The organism is Pseudomonas mandelii (assembly GCF_024138395.1).
Lineage (GTDB): Bacteria > Pseudomonadota > Gammaproteobacteria > Pseudomonadales > Pseudomonadaceae > Aquipseudomonas > Aquipseudomonas mandelii_E.
This window is the reverse complement of record NZ_JAMYDU010000014.1, coordinates 1-15,253: the sequence shown is the minus strand read 5'-3', so window position 1 is coordinate 15,253 and position 15,253 is coordinate 1. Positions and strand designations below refer to the sequence as shown.

Sequence of the window (15,253 nt, the reverse complement as noted above, 5' to 3'; positions counted from 1 at the left end):
GTGCGGCTCAAGTGCATCAAACTCGCGGGGTTCAAATCCTTCGTCGACCCGACCACGGTGAACTTCCCCAGTAACATGGCGGCTGTGGTCGGGCCCAATGGCTGCGGCAAGTCGAACATCATCGACGCCGTGCGTTGGGTGATGGGCGAGAGCTCGGCCAAGAACTTGCGCGGCGAGTCGATGACCGACGTCATCTTCAACGGCTCGACCAGCCGTAAACCGGTGAGCCAGGCGAGCATCGAGCTGGTGTTCGATAACTCCGACGGCACTCTGCTCGGCGAATGGGCTGCCTATGCGGAAATTTCCATTCGCCGCAAAGTGACCCGCGACAGCCAGACCACCTACTACCTCAACGGCGCCAAATGCCGCCGCCGCGATATTACCGACATCTTTCTGGGTACCGGCCTCGGTCCGCGCAGCTATTCGATTATCGAGCAGGGGATGATCTCCAAGCTGATTGAGTCCAAGCCCGAAGACCTGCGCAATTTCATCGAAGAAGCCGCCGGGATTTCCAAGTACAAGGAACGGCGGCGCGAGACTGAAAACCGTATCCGCCGCACCCACGAAAACCTTGCCCGCCTGACCGACCTGCGCGAAGAGCTCGAGCGCCAGCTTGAACGCTTGCACCGCCAGGCCGAGGCCGCCAAGAAGTATCAGGAATACAAGGGCGAAGAGCGGCAGCTCAAGGCCCAGCTGTCGGCCCTGCGCTGGCAGGCATTGAACGAACAGGTCGGCCAGCGCGAATCGATTATCGGCACTCAGGAAATCACCTTCGAAGCCTTGGTGGCCGAGCAACGCAATGCCGACGCTGCCATCGAACGCCTGCGTGACGGTCATCACGATCTGTCCGAGCGCTTCAATCTGGTGCAGGGGCGTTTCTATTCGGTCGGCGGCGACATCGCCCGGGTCGAGCAGAGCATCCAGCACGGTCAGCAGCGTTTGCGTCAGTTGCAGGACGATCTGAAGGAAGCCGAGCGTGCGCGGCTGGAAACCGAGTCTCACTTGGGCCACGACCGCACCTTGCTGCTGACCTTGGGCGAAGAGCTGGACATGCTCACGCCGGAACAGGAAGTCACCAGCGCCGCCGCCGAAGAAGCTGCTGCCGCGCTCGAAGAATCCGAAACCACCATGCACGCCTGGCAGGAGCAGTGGGACACGTTCAACCTCACTGCCGCCGAGCCGCGCCGTCAATCTGAAGTTCAGCAATCGCGGATCCAGCAGCTGGAAACCAGCATGGAACGTTTGGCCGATCGCCAGAAGCGTCTTGGCGAAGAACGTGCGTTGCTCTCGGCGGACCCGGAAGACGCGGCGATCATGGAGCTCAGCGAGCAATTGGCTGCGTCCGAGGCCACGCTCGAAGACTTGCAAGCCAGTGAAGAGGCTCAGGTCGAGCGCCTTGAGCAACTGCGTCAGGAACTGCAGCAAGCCCTTTCGGCGCAGCAGCAAGCCCAAGGTGATTTGCAGCGTCTCAACGGTCGACTGGCATCGCTGGAAGCCTTGCAGCAAGCCGCCCTTGATCCGGGCACCGGCACCGCCGAATGGCTGCGCGAACAGCATCTGGCGGATCGTCCGCGTCTGGCCGAAGGCCTGAAGGTCGAGGCTGGTTGGGAACTGGCGGTGGAAACCGTGCTCGGCGCCGACCTGCAAGCGGTGCTGGTGGATGACTTCGGTGACTTCGATTTGGCCGGGTTTGCCCAAGGCGATTTGCGCCTGCTCAGCCCGGCCAGCGATGGCGTGCGCGTCCCCGGCAGTTTGCTCGACAAGGTCGAGGCGCAGATTGATTTGTCGCCATGGCTGGGGCAGGTCAAACCGGTCGACAGTCTTGAGCAAGCCTTGGCCTTGCGTGGGCAATTGGCCGCCGGGCAAAGCCTGATCAGCCGCGACGGTTACTGGGTCGGCCGACACTTTTTGCGTGTGCGTCGGGCCAGCGAAGCGGAAAGCGGTGTGCTCGCCCGTGGCCAGGAAATCCAGCGCTTGGGCCTTGAGCGCGAAGAGCGCGAGGCCACGGTCGAAACCCTCGAAACTCAATTACAAAACCTGCGGGCGCAACAGCGTCAGCAGGAAAACGGTCGCGAACATTTGCGCCGTCTGCTGCAAGACGAAGCCCGTCAGCAAGGCGAATTGAAAGCCCAGTTGTCCGCCGGCAAAGCCAAGGTCGAGCAGTTGACCCTGCGCCGCACCCGTCTCGATGAAGAACTCACCGAGCTGAGCGAACAGCGCGCCCTGGAACACGAAAACATCGGCGAAGCGCGCCTGCAATTGCAGGAAGCCCTCGATAGCATGGCGCTCGACACCGAGCAGCGCGAGTTGCTGCTGGCCCAGCGCGACAGCCTGCGCGAACGCCTCGACCGGGTGCGCCAGGAGGCCAGACAGCACAAGGATCATGCGCATCAACTGGCGGTACGCCTCGGTTCGCTGAAGGCGCAACACGATTCCACTCGTCAGGCCCTTGAACGGCTGGAAATGCAGTCCGAGCGCCTGACCGAGAAGCGCGAACAGTTGAGCCTCAACCTCGAAGAGGGCGAGGCCCCACTGGAAGAGCTGCGGCTGAAACTTGAAGAGCTGCTCGACAAGCGCATGACCGTCGACGAAGAACTCAAGACCGCGCAAATCGCCATGGAAGACGCCGACCGCGAACTGCGTGACGCTGAAAAGCGCCGCACTCAGGCCGAGCAGCAATCGCATTTGATACGCAGCCAACTCGAGCAGCAGCGCATGGAATGGCAAGCGCTGACGGTGCGGCGCAAGACTTTGCAGGATCAATTGCTCGAGGACGGCTACGATCTCAACGGCGTGCTCGCCACGCTGCTGGCCGGGGCCAACGAGAAAGACGCCGAAGAAGAACTCGAGCGCATTGCCGCGCGGATTCAGCGCCTCGGCGCGATCAACCTCGCGGCCATCGATGAATACCAGCAACAATCCGAGCGTAAACGTTATCTGGATGCTCAGAACGACGATCTGGTGGAAGCGCTGGACACGCTCGAGAACGTGATTCGCAAGATCGACAAGGAAACCCGAAACCGCTTCAAAGATACCTTTGATCAGATCAATGGCGGTTTACAGGCGCTTTTCCCAAAAGTTTTTGGTGGAGGACGCGCGTATTTGGAACTGACGGGCGAAGATCTACTCGATACAGGGGTGACGATCATGGCGCAGCCGCCAGGAAAGAAGAACAGCACCATCCATTTGCTCTCCGGCGGTGAAAAAGCCCTGACCGCATTGGCCCTGGTATTTGCCATCTTCAAGTTGAACCCGGCGCCGTTCTGCATGCTCGATGAGGTTGACGCGCCATTGGATGACGCTAACGTTGGACGCTACGCACGGCTGGTCAAAGAGATGTCGCAGACGGTGCAGTTCATTTACATCACCCACAACAAGATCGCCATGGAAATGGCCGATCAATTGATGGGGGTGACGATGCACGAACCCGGTTGCTCGCGTCTGGTGGCAGTGGATGTGGAGGAGGCGATGGCCATGGTGGACGCCTGAGTCATTGCGTGTAGGGCAAGTAATTCTGAGCTGTAGGGCTTTTTACCTGCCTTGACTTGCTGGCCAATCGACATAATTCGCGCAAGCCACTGAGAGAGACGGTGTAAAGTTGCCTTTGGTCGTGCTAGTTTAATGTCAATTTTTCGTATACGTGGGCAAAACGCCTGTCAGAACATAGAGTTGGCGCCACGTTTTAAAGCGGTTTGCACAATGTAAACCCCTTATTTTTCAGCATTTTTTATAGAGGCACGGGATTACATGGAAATCGGTCTGCGCGAGTGGCTGATCGTCATCGGCATTATTGTCATTGCCGGTATTCTTTTCGATGGCTGGCGTCGCATGCGCGGCGGCAAGGGAAAACTGAAATTCCGTCTTGACCGAAGTTTGTCCAATCTGCCGGATGAGGACGCCAGCGCCGAGCTGTTGGGCCCGCCCCGCGTGCTGGATAACCATAAAGAACCGCAACTGGACGAGCATGATCTGCCGTCGGTGAGCATGCCTGCCCGTGAACCTCGCGAGTCGGGTTCCAAGCGCGGCAAGCGTGGCCATGGCGAACCATCGCAAGGCGACTTGAACCTCAACCTGGATCTGGACGGCGGCCCGAGCTTCAACAGCCGTGACGACGATTTCCCGGATGACACCAAGGCTTCGAGTTCGGCCAGCGACAAGGAGCAACCGCAAGCCGAAGAAGTGCTGGTGATCAGCGTGATCTGCCGCGACCCGGCCGGCTTCAAGGGCCCGGCACTGTTGCAGAACATTCTGGAAAGCGGCCTGCGTTTTGGCGAGATGGACATTTTCCACCGCCACGAAAGCATGGCCGGTAACGGCGAAGTCCTGTTCTCCATGGCCAACGCGGTCAAGCCGGGGGTCTTCGATCTGGATGACATCGATCATTTCAGCACCCCGGCGGTGAGCTTCTTCCTCGGTCTGCCAGGCCCGCGTCATCCCAAGCAAGCCTTCGACGTGATGGTGGCTGCGGCACGCAAACTGTCCCAGGAGCTGAACGGCGAACTGAAAGACGACCAGCGCAGCGTGCTGACCGCCCAAACGATTGAGCACTACCGTCAGCGCATCGTCGAGTTCGAGCGTCGCGCTTTGACCCAGAAGCGTTAACGATCAAAAGATCGCAGCCTCGTTGCACTCGACAGCTCCTACAGTTAAATCGCAATCCCTGCAGGAGCTGTAGGAGCTGTCGAGTGAAACGAGGCTGCGATCTCTTGATCTTGATGAGATGAGATAGAGCAGCCTCGGCTGCTCTTTTGCTTTATGAGAGAACACCCATGACCGCCGCCAAAAACCGCATTCTAGAGCTGCGCGCCGAGCTCGATCAGCACAACTATCGTTACCACGTGCTGGACGAACCCAGCATTCCGGACGCCGAATACGATCGCCTGTTTCACGAGCTCAAAGCCCTCGAAGCGGCCCATCCCGAATTGATCACCAGCGACTCGCCGACCCAGCGTGTCGGCAGCGCGGCGCTGACGGCGTTCACTCAGGTGCGTCATGAAGTGCCGATGCTCAGCCTGGGCAACGCCTTCGAAGAAACCGACATGCGCGAATTCGATCGCCGGGTGACAGAAGGGCTGGACCTGCCGGTCGGCGACTTGTTCGGCGGTGGCGCAGCGGTGGAGTACAGCTGCGAACCCAAGCTCGATGGCCTGGCGGTCAGTCTGTTGTATCAGGACGGTGTGCTGGTGCGCGGCGCCACCCGCGGCGATGGCACCACTGGTGAAGACATCAGTGTCAACGTGCGCACCGTGCGCAATATCCCGCTCAAGCTGCACGGCACCGGTTGGCCGGCGACCCTGGAAGTGCGCGGCGAAGTCTTCATGTCCAAGGCCGGTTTCGAGCGGCTCAACGCCACGCAACTGGAAGCGGGTGGCAAGACCTTCGCCAACCCGCGTAACGCGGCGGCGGGCAGTTTGCGGCAGCTGGATTCGAAGATCACCGCCAATCGTCCGCTGGAATTCTGCTGCTACGGCATCGGCCAGATTTCGGCCGATATTGCCGACACGCACATTGGCAATCTGAAGCAACTCAAAGCCTGGGGGATGCCGATCAGTCATGAGCTGAAACTGGCGCATGGCATCGAAGAATGCCTGAATTACTACCGCGACATCGGTGAGCGCCGCAATGCGCTCCAGTATGAAATCGACGGCGTGGTGTTCAAGGTCAACAGCATTGCATCCCAACGTGAACTGGGGTTCCGTGCTCGCGAACCGCGTTGGGCGATTGCCCACAAATTCCCGGCCATGGAAGAGCTCACCGAATTGCTCGATGTGGAATTCCAGGTCGGTCGCACCGGTGCCGTGACGCCGGTGGCGCGCTTGAAGCCGGTCAGGGTCGCGGGCGTCACCGTGGCCAATGCGACGTTGCACAACATGGATGAAGTTGCGCGGCTGGGCTTGATGATTGGCGACACCGTAATTATCCGGCGCGCCGGTGATGTGATCCCGCAAGTGGTGCAAGTGGTCACCGAGCGCCGCCCGGAGAATGCCCGGGCGGTGCAGATTCCCCAGCAGTGCCCGGTGTGCGGCTCTCATGTCGAGCGCACGCAACTGGTCAAACGCAGCAAGGGCCGCGAGACCATCAGCGAAGGCGCCGTGTATCGCTGCGTCGGCCGTCTGGCCTGCGGTGCGCAGCTCAAGCAAGCGATCATTCACTTCGTTTCGCGCCGCGCCATGGACATCGAAGGGCTGGGCGAGAAGAGCGTCGAGCAGCTGGTGGACGAAGGCCTGGTGAGTTCGCCGGCCGATCTCTACGCCCTGACGTTCGAGCAAATCGTCGATCTGGAAGGCTTTGCCGAGCTGTCGAGCAAGAACTTGCTCGGTGCCATCGAAGACAGCAAGCAGCCGAGTCTGGCGCGGTTCATCTACGCCTTGGGCATTCCCGATGTCGGCGAAGAGACGGCCAAGGTCCTCGCGCGTTCTCTCGGCTCGCTGGAGCGGGTTCAGCAGGCGTTGCCGCACGTGCTCACGTACTTGCCGGATGTCGGCCTGGAAGTGGCTCACGAGATTCACAGCTTCTTTGAAGATGCGCATAACCAACAGGTAATCAAGGATCTGCTCAAGCACGGCCTGCAGATTCAGGATCAGGGCGAGCTGGGTGCCGAATTTTCCGCCAGTACCACGCTGGGCGGCTTCCTCGACAAGTTGCACATTCCATCGGTCGGGCCGGGCGGGGCGCAGAAGCTTGCGGACAAGTTCGGCTCGCTCGAAGCGGTGATGAGTGCTGATTGGCTGGATATGCGTCAGGCGCTGCCGGAGAAACAGGCGACTTCGGTTCGCGAGTTCTTTGCGGGCACGGAAAATCGTCAGCTCGCCGAGGCCGCCGAAAAGCAGCTGCGCGATTTCGGCATGCATTGGCAGAGCGAGAAAAAAGTTGTCGAAGGGTTGCCGCTGGCCGGGCAGACCTGGGTGCTGACCGGTTCGCTGGAGCTGATGAGTCGCGATGTCGCCAAGGACAAACTTGAAAGCCTCGGCGCCAAAGTGGCCGGTTCCGTGTCGGCCAAGACCCATTGCGTGGTCGCCGGCCCGGGTGCGGGGTCGAAGTTGGCCAAGGCCAATGAGCTGGGATTGAAGGTGCTGGATGAAGAGGCGTTTGTCGGGTTTCTTGGCAAGCACAATATTTCGGTTTAACTGATCGTTCCCACGCTCTGCGTGGTAACGCATCCCGTGACGCTCTGCGTCGCAGCGGACGCGGAGCGTCCGGGGCGGCGTTCCCACGCAGAGCGTGGGAACGATCATGCCTGAGGAATGATCTAGTCTTGGCAGGCCCCAGGGAGAGATCGCCATGTACCGCTTCTTCGAACAGCTCACTTCACGCATCGCCGCCCCCTTCATGGGAGAGCGTTCGCGCAACAGCAAGGTCTGGCATTGTCGTTGCGGGCAGTCGCTGTTCTTTCGCAACAGCCAGTGCCTGGCCTGTTCGGCGGCGCTCGGTTATCAGCCGCAGCAGAGTCGCTTGTCGTCATTGCAGCCCGGCCCACAGGCCGATACCTGGTTGCTCGACGCCGATCCTGAAGCTGGAGTGTTCCGACGCTGCGCCAATCTCGACTCTCCGGCCGCGTGCAATTGGCTGCTGCCAGCCAATGAACACGATGGATTGTGTATCGCCTGTAGCCTGAATCGCACCATCCCCGACCTGTCGATCCCCGAGAACCACGAGCGCTGGCGCAAAGTGGAAATCGCCAAGCGTCGTCTGGTCGCGCAGTTGATCAGCCTGGGCTTACCCGTCATTCCGAAATCCATGGACGAAGACATCGGTCTGGCCTTCGACTTCATCGGTATCGACCTCGAAGGCACACCGCCGACCACCGGGCATGCCAACGGTCTGATCACCCTCGATATCAAAGAAGCCGACGACGCCCACCGCGAGCAGGTTCGCGTGCAGATGCACGAACCTTATCGCACGCTGCTCGGGCACTTTCGTCACGAGGTAGGGCATTACTACTGGGACCGCCTGGTCGCCAACAGTCATTGGCTGGAATCTTTTCGGGACGTGTTCGGTGACGAACGAGCCAGCTACGCCGAGGCGCTGGAGCGACATTATCAGCAAGGCGCGCCGCTCGACTGGCAGCAACATTACGTCAGCGCCTACGCCACCATGCACCCTTGGGAGGACTGGGCCGAAACCTGGGCTCACTACCTGCACATGATGGATGCGGTGGACACTGCTTTGGGGTTTGGCATGAGTGCGCAGGAAATGGATTTCGATTACCAGCCGTTTCCGCCTAACACTCTGTTCGACCCGCAGCACCCCGGCGGCCCGGCGTTCCTGTCGTTCGTCAACGCATGGATCGAACTGGCCGGCATGCTCAACGAATTGTCACGCAGCATGGGCCAGCCGGATTTCTATCCGTTCGTTCTGCCATCGGCGGTGATTGCCAAGCTGCACTTCATTCACTTGGTGATTCAGCAGGAGGGTGGCAGGGCGGATGAGGTGTTGGCGCAATAGGATCAAAAGATCGCCCTTGTAGCAGCTGCCGAAGGCTGCGTTCGGCTGCGAAGCAGTCGTAAATCCTGAGCCCACCATTTAACTGAAAGACCGCAGCGTCCGATTTCACGACGGCTTCGCCGCCGAACGCAGCCTTCGGCAGCTGCTACAGGGGTGGTGTTTCAGGGGCAGCGCATGTCCTTGAAGCGGCTCATGTTTTTTAATCCGCCCGAACGGTTGTAACTTCGTCTCAGATAGGTACAATGGCGCGGCTCGCCGTCAGGTGAGCGTCGTTATGGTGACCCCATCGGTCCCCCCGCAACGATTACCCGTGAACCTGGTCAGACCCGGAAGGGAGCAGCCACAGCGGGAACATTGTGTGCCGGGGTGTGGCTGGTGGGGTTGCCTCCATAACGCAACACGAACCCTCTTTCGTGTTTTCTATCTAAAACTGTTTTATTTCCCTGCCATGGAGTTCATCCAGGGCGGTGTTTTATCGTTTCCGAATTAAAGCGCGAGTTATAAAAAAGTAGGCCGATCTGTCAATGCCTGTCAGTTAAGCGAAATTTCTGTAGGAGCGAGGCTTGCCCGCGAAGAATGCACCGCAGTTTTTCAGGTATTACGCGTCATCGTTCTTCGCGGGCAAGCCTCGCTCCTACAGATTCCGCCTTAACTGGCAGGCATTAGGCCGATCTGTCGCATTTCGACAGATCGGCCTCCTTTTTTCATTTACTGGCATCAAGGCTTGGACAAGGCCTGGTCAACCGCTGCGATCAGCTTTCCCAGATCCTTCGGGGTGGCTTTGTGTATGACGCTGAACAGGTACGCCCGCTGTTCATCTTCGTCGCCCAGATCTGCGAAAAAGGCTTTCAGCTTCACGCCCAGCACGTCGGCAAGCAGGAACAATGCTTCCACGCTGGGGGTATAGGTGCCGGTTTCGAAGCGGCTGATGGTTTTGGGGTCAAAACCGGTTTTTTCGCCGAGTTCAGCCTGAGTAAGCCCTGCGACCTTGCGGTAGCGTCGGATGGCTGGACCCAAACTTGAAATTTGCATCGCTCAATTCCCATTTAGAATCAAGAACTTAACGATAGATTTTTGCATTAGGCAACTGCATGATCCATCACCTTGCTTTGCAAAATGTGATGCATTTCGTAGAATCGCCGCTCCGAAGGGGTTTTTGGTGACCCGCTCTCTGAAGTTTAGGCGATATGAAACAGCCAGCATTGCGTTCCCTGCCGGGTTTGCGCAGAGGCTGTTGGCGATCTGAAATCTTGCGAAATGTTACCAGAGTCGGTGTTGCTACCTTGCCCGAGGCCTTTGAGCCTGGTTGAACTTCGGGGAGGCCGGAGGGCCATCAAATGCTGTTCATGGAGTGATAACGTGTCTCTGCGCAGTACGTCTCAAAACATCTCTTCCGGGCATCCTGCGCTGGTCGAGCGGTACCACCGCTAGCGACAGTGAGCCTGACTCATGGATGAGAAATACCGCAGGGCCGTGGATGCCGCAGCAATTTTTTCCGAGACCGATCTCGACGGCCGGATTACCTACGTCAACGATCAATTCTGCGCCGTGTCCGGCTATAGCCGCGAAGAGCTGCTGGGGCAGAATCATCGCTTGCTGAACTCCGGCCTGCATTCCGCTGATTTCTTCGCCGCCATGTGGCGCACCATCGCCCTGGGTAATATCTGGAAAGGCGAAATCTGTAATCGCGCCAAGAATGGCAGCCTGTATTGGGTCGACAGCACCATGGTGCCGGTGCTCGATGATGTCACCGGGCGCGTTCACCGATACCTGTCAATTCGTTTCGACATCAGCGAAAAACGCCAACTGCTGCAATCCCTGCAATGGCGGGTCGGGCATGACGTGCTGACCGGGCTGCCCAATCGCGCCTTCCTGTCGGATTTGCTCGATCAGGCGCTGGAATTCTCCCGGCATGAAAACATTCCGCTGGCGGTGTGCATGCTTGACCTCGACGGGTTCAAGGCGGTCAACGACGGCTATGGTCACGCCAGTGGCGATATGTTGCTGGTGGAGGTGGCCAAGCGTTTGCGCGACATTGTGCGCGGCGAAGACGTGGTGGCGCGACTGGCCGGTGACGAGTTCGTGCTGGTGTTGCGTTACGTGCGTGATCTGCCGGAATTGCGCGCAGCGCTGAATCGCGTGTTGGGGGCGATTTCGGCGCCTTACACGCTGCACGGCAAGGACATCAATGTATTTGCGAGTATCGGCGTCACCCTGTTTCCCCATGACAGCGAAGATGCCGAAACCCTCCTGCGTCATGCCGATCAGGCGATGTACGTGGCCAAGCAGAGCGGGCGAAACCGCTTTCATCTATTCGATGTCTCGCGGGATAAGGAGGTCAAGGCCACTCACCAGACCGTCGAGCGGGTGCGTCAGGCGCTGGCCGCCGGTGAGTTACGCCTGCACTTTCAGCCCAAGGTGAACATGCGCCGTGGCGTGGTCGTCGGTTTCGAGGCCTTGTTGCGTTGGGAGCATCCGCAAAACGGCATGGTGCCACCTCGGGAGTTTTTGCCGCTGGTGGAGGACACCGACCTGATCATCGATATCGGTGAATGGGTGATGGACCAGGTTCTGTCGCAGTTGCACCGTTGGCAGCAAGCGGGGCAGGGCTGGCCGGTCAGTATCAATATTGCGGCGCGACATTTTCAGCGCGCGGACTTCGTCGACCGGCTCAGGCAGGTACTCGCTCGACATACCCAGGTCGCCCCGCAGATGCTCGATCTGGAAATCGTCGAATCGGTGGCGATCGAAAATATCCAGCATGTCAGCGCCTGTTTACAGGCCTGTCAGGCGTTGGGCGTGCAGTTTTCGCTGGGCGACTTTGGCACGGGTTATTCGTCCCTGAGTTACCTCAAGCGTTTACGCACCCAAACCATCAAGATCGATAAGTCGTTCGTGCGCGACATTCTGAGTGATCGTGACGACTTGGCCCTGACCACGGCGGTGATTGGCCTGGCCCGTGCCTTCGGTCGGCAGGTGATTGCCGAGGGACTGGAAAGCGTTGAGCACGGTGAATTGCTGTTGCGGCTGGGATGCGAAGTCGCTCAAGGCTATTTCATCGCTCGCCCGATGCCGCCCGGTGAGGTGCCGGACTGGGTGGCGCGGTTTATCGCCCCGTCGCAATGGCAGGCGCTTGATCAGACTGCCTGAGCGCTCATGCGCTACAGATTGGCAGCAGGGTTACCGGTATAGAGCCGGATAATGTCATCGATCTCCCCGGACATTTTCATTTTCAGCAAGGTGCGCAGAATGCGCTGCACGGGTACTTTGGGGTCGTCGCGCACATAGCAGCCGACGCTTTGTTCGTGCACCAGCGCTACGCTTTGCAGTTGTTGCTCGGGCAGCAGGCGCTGGTTGAACCAGTCCAGGGTCCATTGGTTGCTCACCGCATAGCGGTAGCGTCCGGCCAGCAGTTTTTCCAGCACCTGTTCCTGATTGCGCGCGTCATCGCGGTGCAGTTGATTGGCGTCGAACAGCGGTTGCAAGGTCGGGTAGCTATAGCCGCGGACGGTGCCGATCGACTGTTGCGGCAGGTCTGCCGGGTTGACCGAGACGGATGAGCCTCGCCGGCCAATCAGCAAGTCGCGCTGAACCAGCAATGGAACGCTCCAGATATAATCGCCGGACAGGTTCGGCAGCCAGGATTGTGAGACATAACAGCGCACATCGACTTCGCCGTGATCCATGGCATTTTGCACACGCGCCCGAGGCAATATATGAAATTGCGCCGGCATGCCGACCTGTGTCGCCAGGCTGAGCATGATGTCGTGCAGAATGCCTTGGGTCGGCCGGCCGCGCTCCATCTGCACCATGGGCATGGCCCAGCTGTCGGACACGACAAAGCGCAACGGCGCCTCGGCGGCCGCGACGCTCAGGCTGACCCACAGCAATGCCCCCAAGGCAAAACGCATAAATGCTCCGGTACGGCTCAAACCTGAGCCAATAAAAGCCCTTCAAAGTGCAGCTTAGCCAGAATAGACGAGCGCACCGGATGCAATTTTGGCCTTGCTCCGCTAGCATTAGCCGCTTCTGTTCCTTCGTTGCGACGGTTTTCGATGAGTTATCAGGTTCTTGCACGTAAATGGCGTCCGCGCTCGTTCCGCGAAATGGTCGGCCAGACCCATGTGCTCAAGGCTCTGATCAATGCCTTGGACAGCCAGCGGCTGCACCACGCCTACCTGTTTACCGGTACTCGCGGGGTTGGCAAGACCACCATCGCGCGGATCATCGCCAAATGCCTGAATTGTGAAACAGGTATCACTTCGACCCCCTGCGGGGAGTGCTCGTCGTGTCGCGAGATCGATGAAGGCCGCTTCGTCGACCTGATCGAGATCGACGCCGCGAGCCGGACCAAGGTCGAAGACACCCGCGAGCTGCTCGACAACGTGCAGTACGCGCCGAGCCGCGGGCGCTTCAAGGTCTACCTGATCGACGAAGTGCACATGCTCTCCAGCCATTCCTTTAATGCGCTGTTGAAAACCCTCGAAGAGCCGCCGCCCCACGTCAAGTTCATCCTGGCCACCACCGATCCGCAGAAACTTCCTGCAACGATTCTCTCGCGGTGCCTGCAGTTCTCCCTGAAGAACATGACCCCGGAACGGGTGGTCGAGCATTTGACCCACGTGCTGAGCGTCGAGAACGTACCGTTCGAAGACGACGCGCTGTGGCTGTTGGGCCGCGCCGCCGACGGTTCGATGCGCGACGCCATGAGCCTCACCGATCAGGCCATTGCTTTCGGTGAAGGCAAAGTCATGGCCGCCGACGTGCGGGCCATGCTCGGTACTCTCGATCACGGCCAGGTCTATGACGTCCTACATGCGCTGATCGAAGGCGATGCCAAGGCGTTGCTCGAAGCGGTGCGCCATCTGGCCGAACAAGGTCCGGACTGGAACGGTGTGCTTTCGGAAATTCTCAATGTGCTGCACCGTGTCGCCATCGCCCAGGCCCTGCCTGAAGGCGTCGATAATGGCCATGGCGACCGTGACCGCGTATTGGCACTGGCCCAGGCATTGCCGGCCGAAGACGTGCAGTTCTATTACCAGATGGGCCTGATCGGTCGGCGGGATTTGCCGCTGGCGCCGGACCCGCGCGGCGGTTTCGAAATGGTCCTGCTGCGAATGCTCGCATTCCGGCCCGCAGACACCGCGGACGCGCCGAGGCAACCGCTAAAGACAGTGGGGATCAGCCAGGCCACAGTTGATTCCGCAAACTCAGTGGCTGCCGCGCCGGTTGTTGCGCCGGTAGTCGCTGCGGCCGTTACACCACCTCCGATTGCGCCGGTGGTTGCTCCGGCTCCTGTCCCGGTTGCTGCGCCTGAGCCGGTCGCGCCCGTGCCTGTAATCGCGCCTGAGCCAGAGCCTGTTGTCGAACCCGTAGCGGTCGAAGAAGTCGTCGATCTGCCGTGGAACGACCCGGTAGAGCCCGAAGTTGTCCAGCAGCCCGCCGTCGAGCCGGTGCTGGAAACGGCCGGCGAACAGCCCGAATTGCCACCGATGCCCATGCCGACCCCGGACAGCGTGGTGCCGGATGCGCCGGAATGGGCCGCTGCGCCGATTCCGGAACCGTCCATGGCCGAAGTCGATGCCGCTACGCCAGGCATGGATCAGGACGACGAGCCGCCGCTGGACGAGGATTACATCGAGCCGGACATGGATTCGGCTTATAGCTACCTCGACGAATTGGCCAGCGAGCACACCGCTGAACCTGCGCCGGAACCCGAGCCAGAACCGGCCGCGATGCCGGCCACCGGTCTGGCCCTGCAATGGCTGGAGGTGTTCCCGAAATTGCCGGTGTCCGGCATGACCGCCAGCATCGCCGCCAACTGCACGCTGATCGCCGTCGATGGCGACAATTGGTTGTTGCACCTGGACCCGGCCCACAGCGCCTTGTTCAACGCGACACAACAACGTCGCCTCAACGATGCGCTGAACCAGTTTCACGGGCGCACGCTGACCCTGAGCATGGAGCTGATCAAGCCCGAGCAGGAAACCCCGGCTCAGGCCTCATCCCGCCGCCGTGCCAACCGTCAGCGCGAGGCCGAGGAATCGATCCACGGCGATCCGTTCATCCAGCAAATGATGCAGCAGTTCGGGGCGGTGGTCCGTCACGATACTATTGAACCTGTCGAGGCCCTGGTCAGTCAGGACTAATAACTGAAGGCGCTTGGCCGCATTCGCCGGGCGCTGTTTTTATCCAAGTACTTTTGAGGTGATTCCCATGATGAAAGGTGGCATGGCCGGCCTGATGAAGCAGGCGCAGCAGATGCAGGAAAAAATGGCCAAGATGCAGGAAGAACTGGCCAACGCCGAAGTCACCGGTAAAGCCGGCGGCGACATGGTCACCGTGGTGATGACCGGTCGTCACGACGTCAAGCGCGTGACCATCGACCCAAGCCTGGTCGAAGGCCTGAGCGAAGACGACAAGGAAATGCTGGAGGCGGTATTCGCCGCAGCCGTCAACGACGCCGTGCGCAAGATTGAAGCCAACAGCCAGGACAAAATGTCCGGCGTGACCGCTGGCATGCAATTGCCACCGGGTATGAAACTGCCATTCTGATTCGCCAACGCGCGTCGGATGGGTTACAAAAAAATGCCAGGCATCGCGCCTGGCATTTTTGTTTCTGTCTGTTGGAAGTGTGGTGCCTGTGAGGCAGCCTTCGCGGGCAAGCCTCGCTCCTACGGATATCGGTTATTCGCGAATATTCGCACGACGCAAAACCTGTAGGAGCGAGGCTGATCTGGTCAAGTAATCCCGGACACCGGTTACGGTGTTTATGCCGCTTTTTGCTCCATAGCTATCGGCGACAGGT

At 59.7% G+C, this 15,253-nt stretch carries 9 protein-coding genes and 1 other RNA gene; 8 read left to right on the top strand and 2 right to left on the bottom strand.

Annotated features, from left to right (window positions below; all coding sequences use genetic code 11):
- The 5 genes from smc (at nt 1) to ffs (ending at nt 8,826) form a co-directional block, all read left to right on the top strand.
- Nucleotides 1-3,489: a chromosome segregation protein SMC gene (gene smc, locus NHU87_RS19305; RefSeq protein ID WP_253551651.1), complete on the top strand. Its 3,489-nt coding sequence runs from the start codon at nt 1-3 to the stop codon at nt 3,487-3,489.
- Between the two features lie 258 nt (nt 3,490-3,747).
- Complete coding sequence (gene zipA, locus NHU87_RS19300; RefSeq protein ID WP_253551649.1) at nt 3,748-4,602, top strand: cell division protein ZipA; 855 nt, start codon at nt 3,748-3,750, stop codon at nt 4,600-4,602.
- A gap of 167 nt (nt 4,603-4,769) precedes the next feature.
- Nucleotides 4,770-7,127, top strand: a complete 2,358-nt coding sequence (gene ligA, locus NHU87_RS19295; protein ID WP_253551647.1) for an NAD-dependent DNA ligase LigA — start codon at nt 4,770-4,772, stop codon at nt 7,125-7,127.
- Nucleotides 7,128-7,281: 154 nt separating this feature from the next.
- On the top strand, nt 7,282-8,445 hold the full coding sequence (locus NHU87_RS19290; RefSeq protein WP_253551645.1) for a zinc-binding metallopeptidase family protein: 1,164 nt from the start codon (nt 7,282-7,284) through the stop codon (nt 8,443-8,445).
- A gap of 284 nt (nt 8,446-8,729) precedes the next feature.
- Nucleotides 8,730-8,826: signal recognition particle sRNA small type (gene ffs, locus NHU87_RS19285), an RNA gene on the top strand.
- A gap of 336 nt (nt 8,827-9,162) precedes the next feature.
- Here ffs and NHU87_RS19280 read toward each other — a convergent pair.
- Entirely contained in the window at nt 9,163-9,477 is a 315-nt protein-coding gene (locus tag NHU87_RS19280; protein WP_007933342.1) for a helix-turn-helix domain-containing protein, read from the bottom strand.
- Between the two features lie 417 nt (nt 9,478-9,894).
- Between NHU87_RS19280 and NHU87_RS19275 the strand changes: the two genes are divergently transcribed.
- A complete protein-coding gene (locus tag NHU87_RS19275; RefSeq protein ID WP_253551642.1) occupies nt 9,895-11,595 on the top strand; it encodes a putative bifunctional diguanylate cyclase/phosphodiesterase in 1,701 nt (566 codons plus the stop codon).
- Nucleotides 11,596-11,606: 11 nt separating this feature from the next.
- Here NHU87_RS19275 and NHU87_RS19270 read toward each other — a convergent pair whose 3' ends face one another.
- Nucleotides 11,607-12,356, bottom strand: a complete 750-nt coding sequence (locus NHU87_RS19270) for a substrate-binding periplasmic protein (protein ID WP_253551640.1) — start codon at nt 12,354-12,356, stop codon at nt 11,607-11,609.
- Nucleotides 12,357-12,500: 144 nt separating this feature from the next.
- On the opposite strand from NHU87_RS19270, the gene dnaX reads away from it, so the two are divergent.
- Nucleotides 12,501-14,594: a DNA polymerase III subunit gamma/tau gene (dnaX, locus tag NHU87_RS19265; RefSeq protein ID WP_253551638.1), complete on the top strand. Its 2,094-nt coding sequence runs from the start codon at nt 12,501-12,503 to the stop codon at nt 14,592-14,594.
- Nucleotides 14,595-14,661: 67 nt separating this feature from the next.
- Nucleotides 14,662-15,000 carry a YbaB/EbfC family nucleoid-associated protein gene (locus NHU87_RS19260; RefSeq protein ID WP_007905413.1) on the top strand — a complete coding sequence of 113 codons (339 nt, stop codon included), beginning with the start codon at nt 14,662-14,664 and terminating at the stop codon, nt 14,998-15,000.
- Nucleotides 15,001-15,253 lie beyond the last annotated feature (253 nt).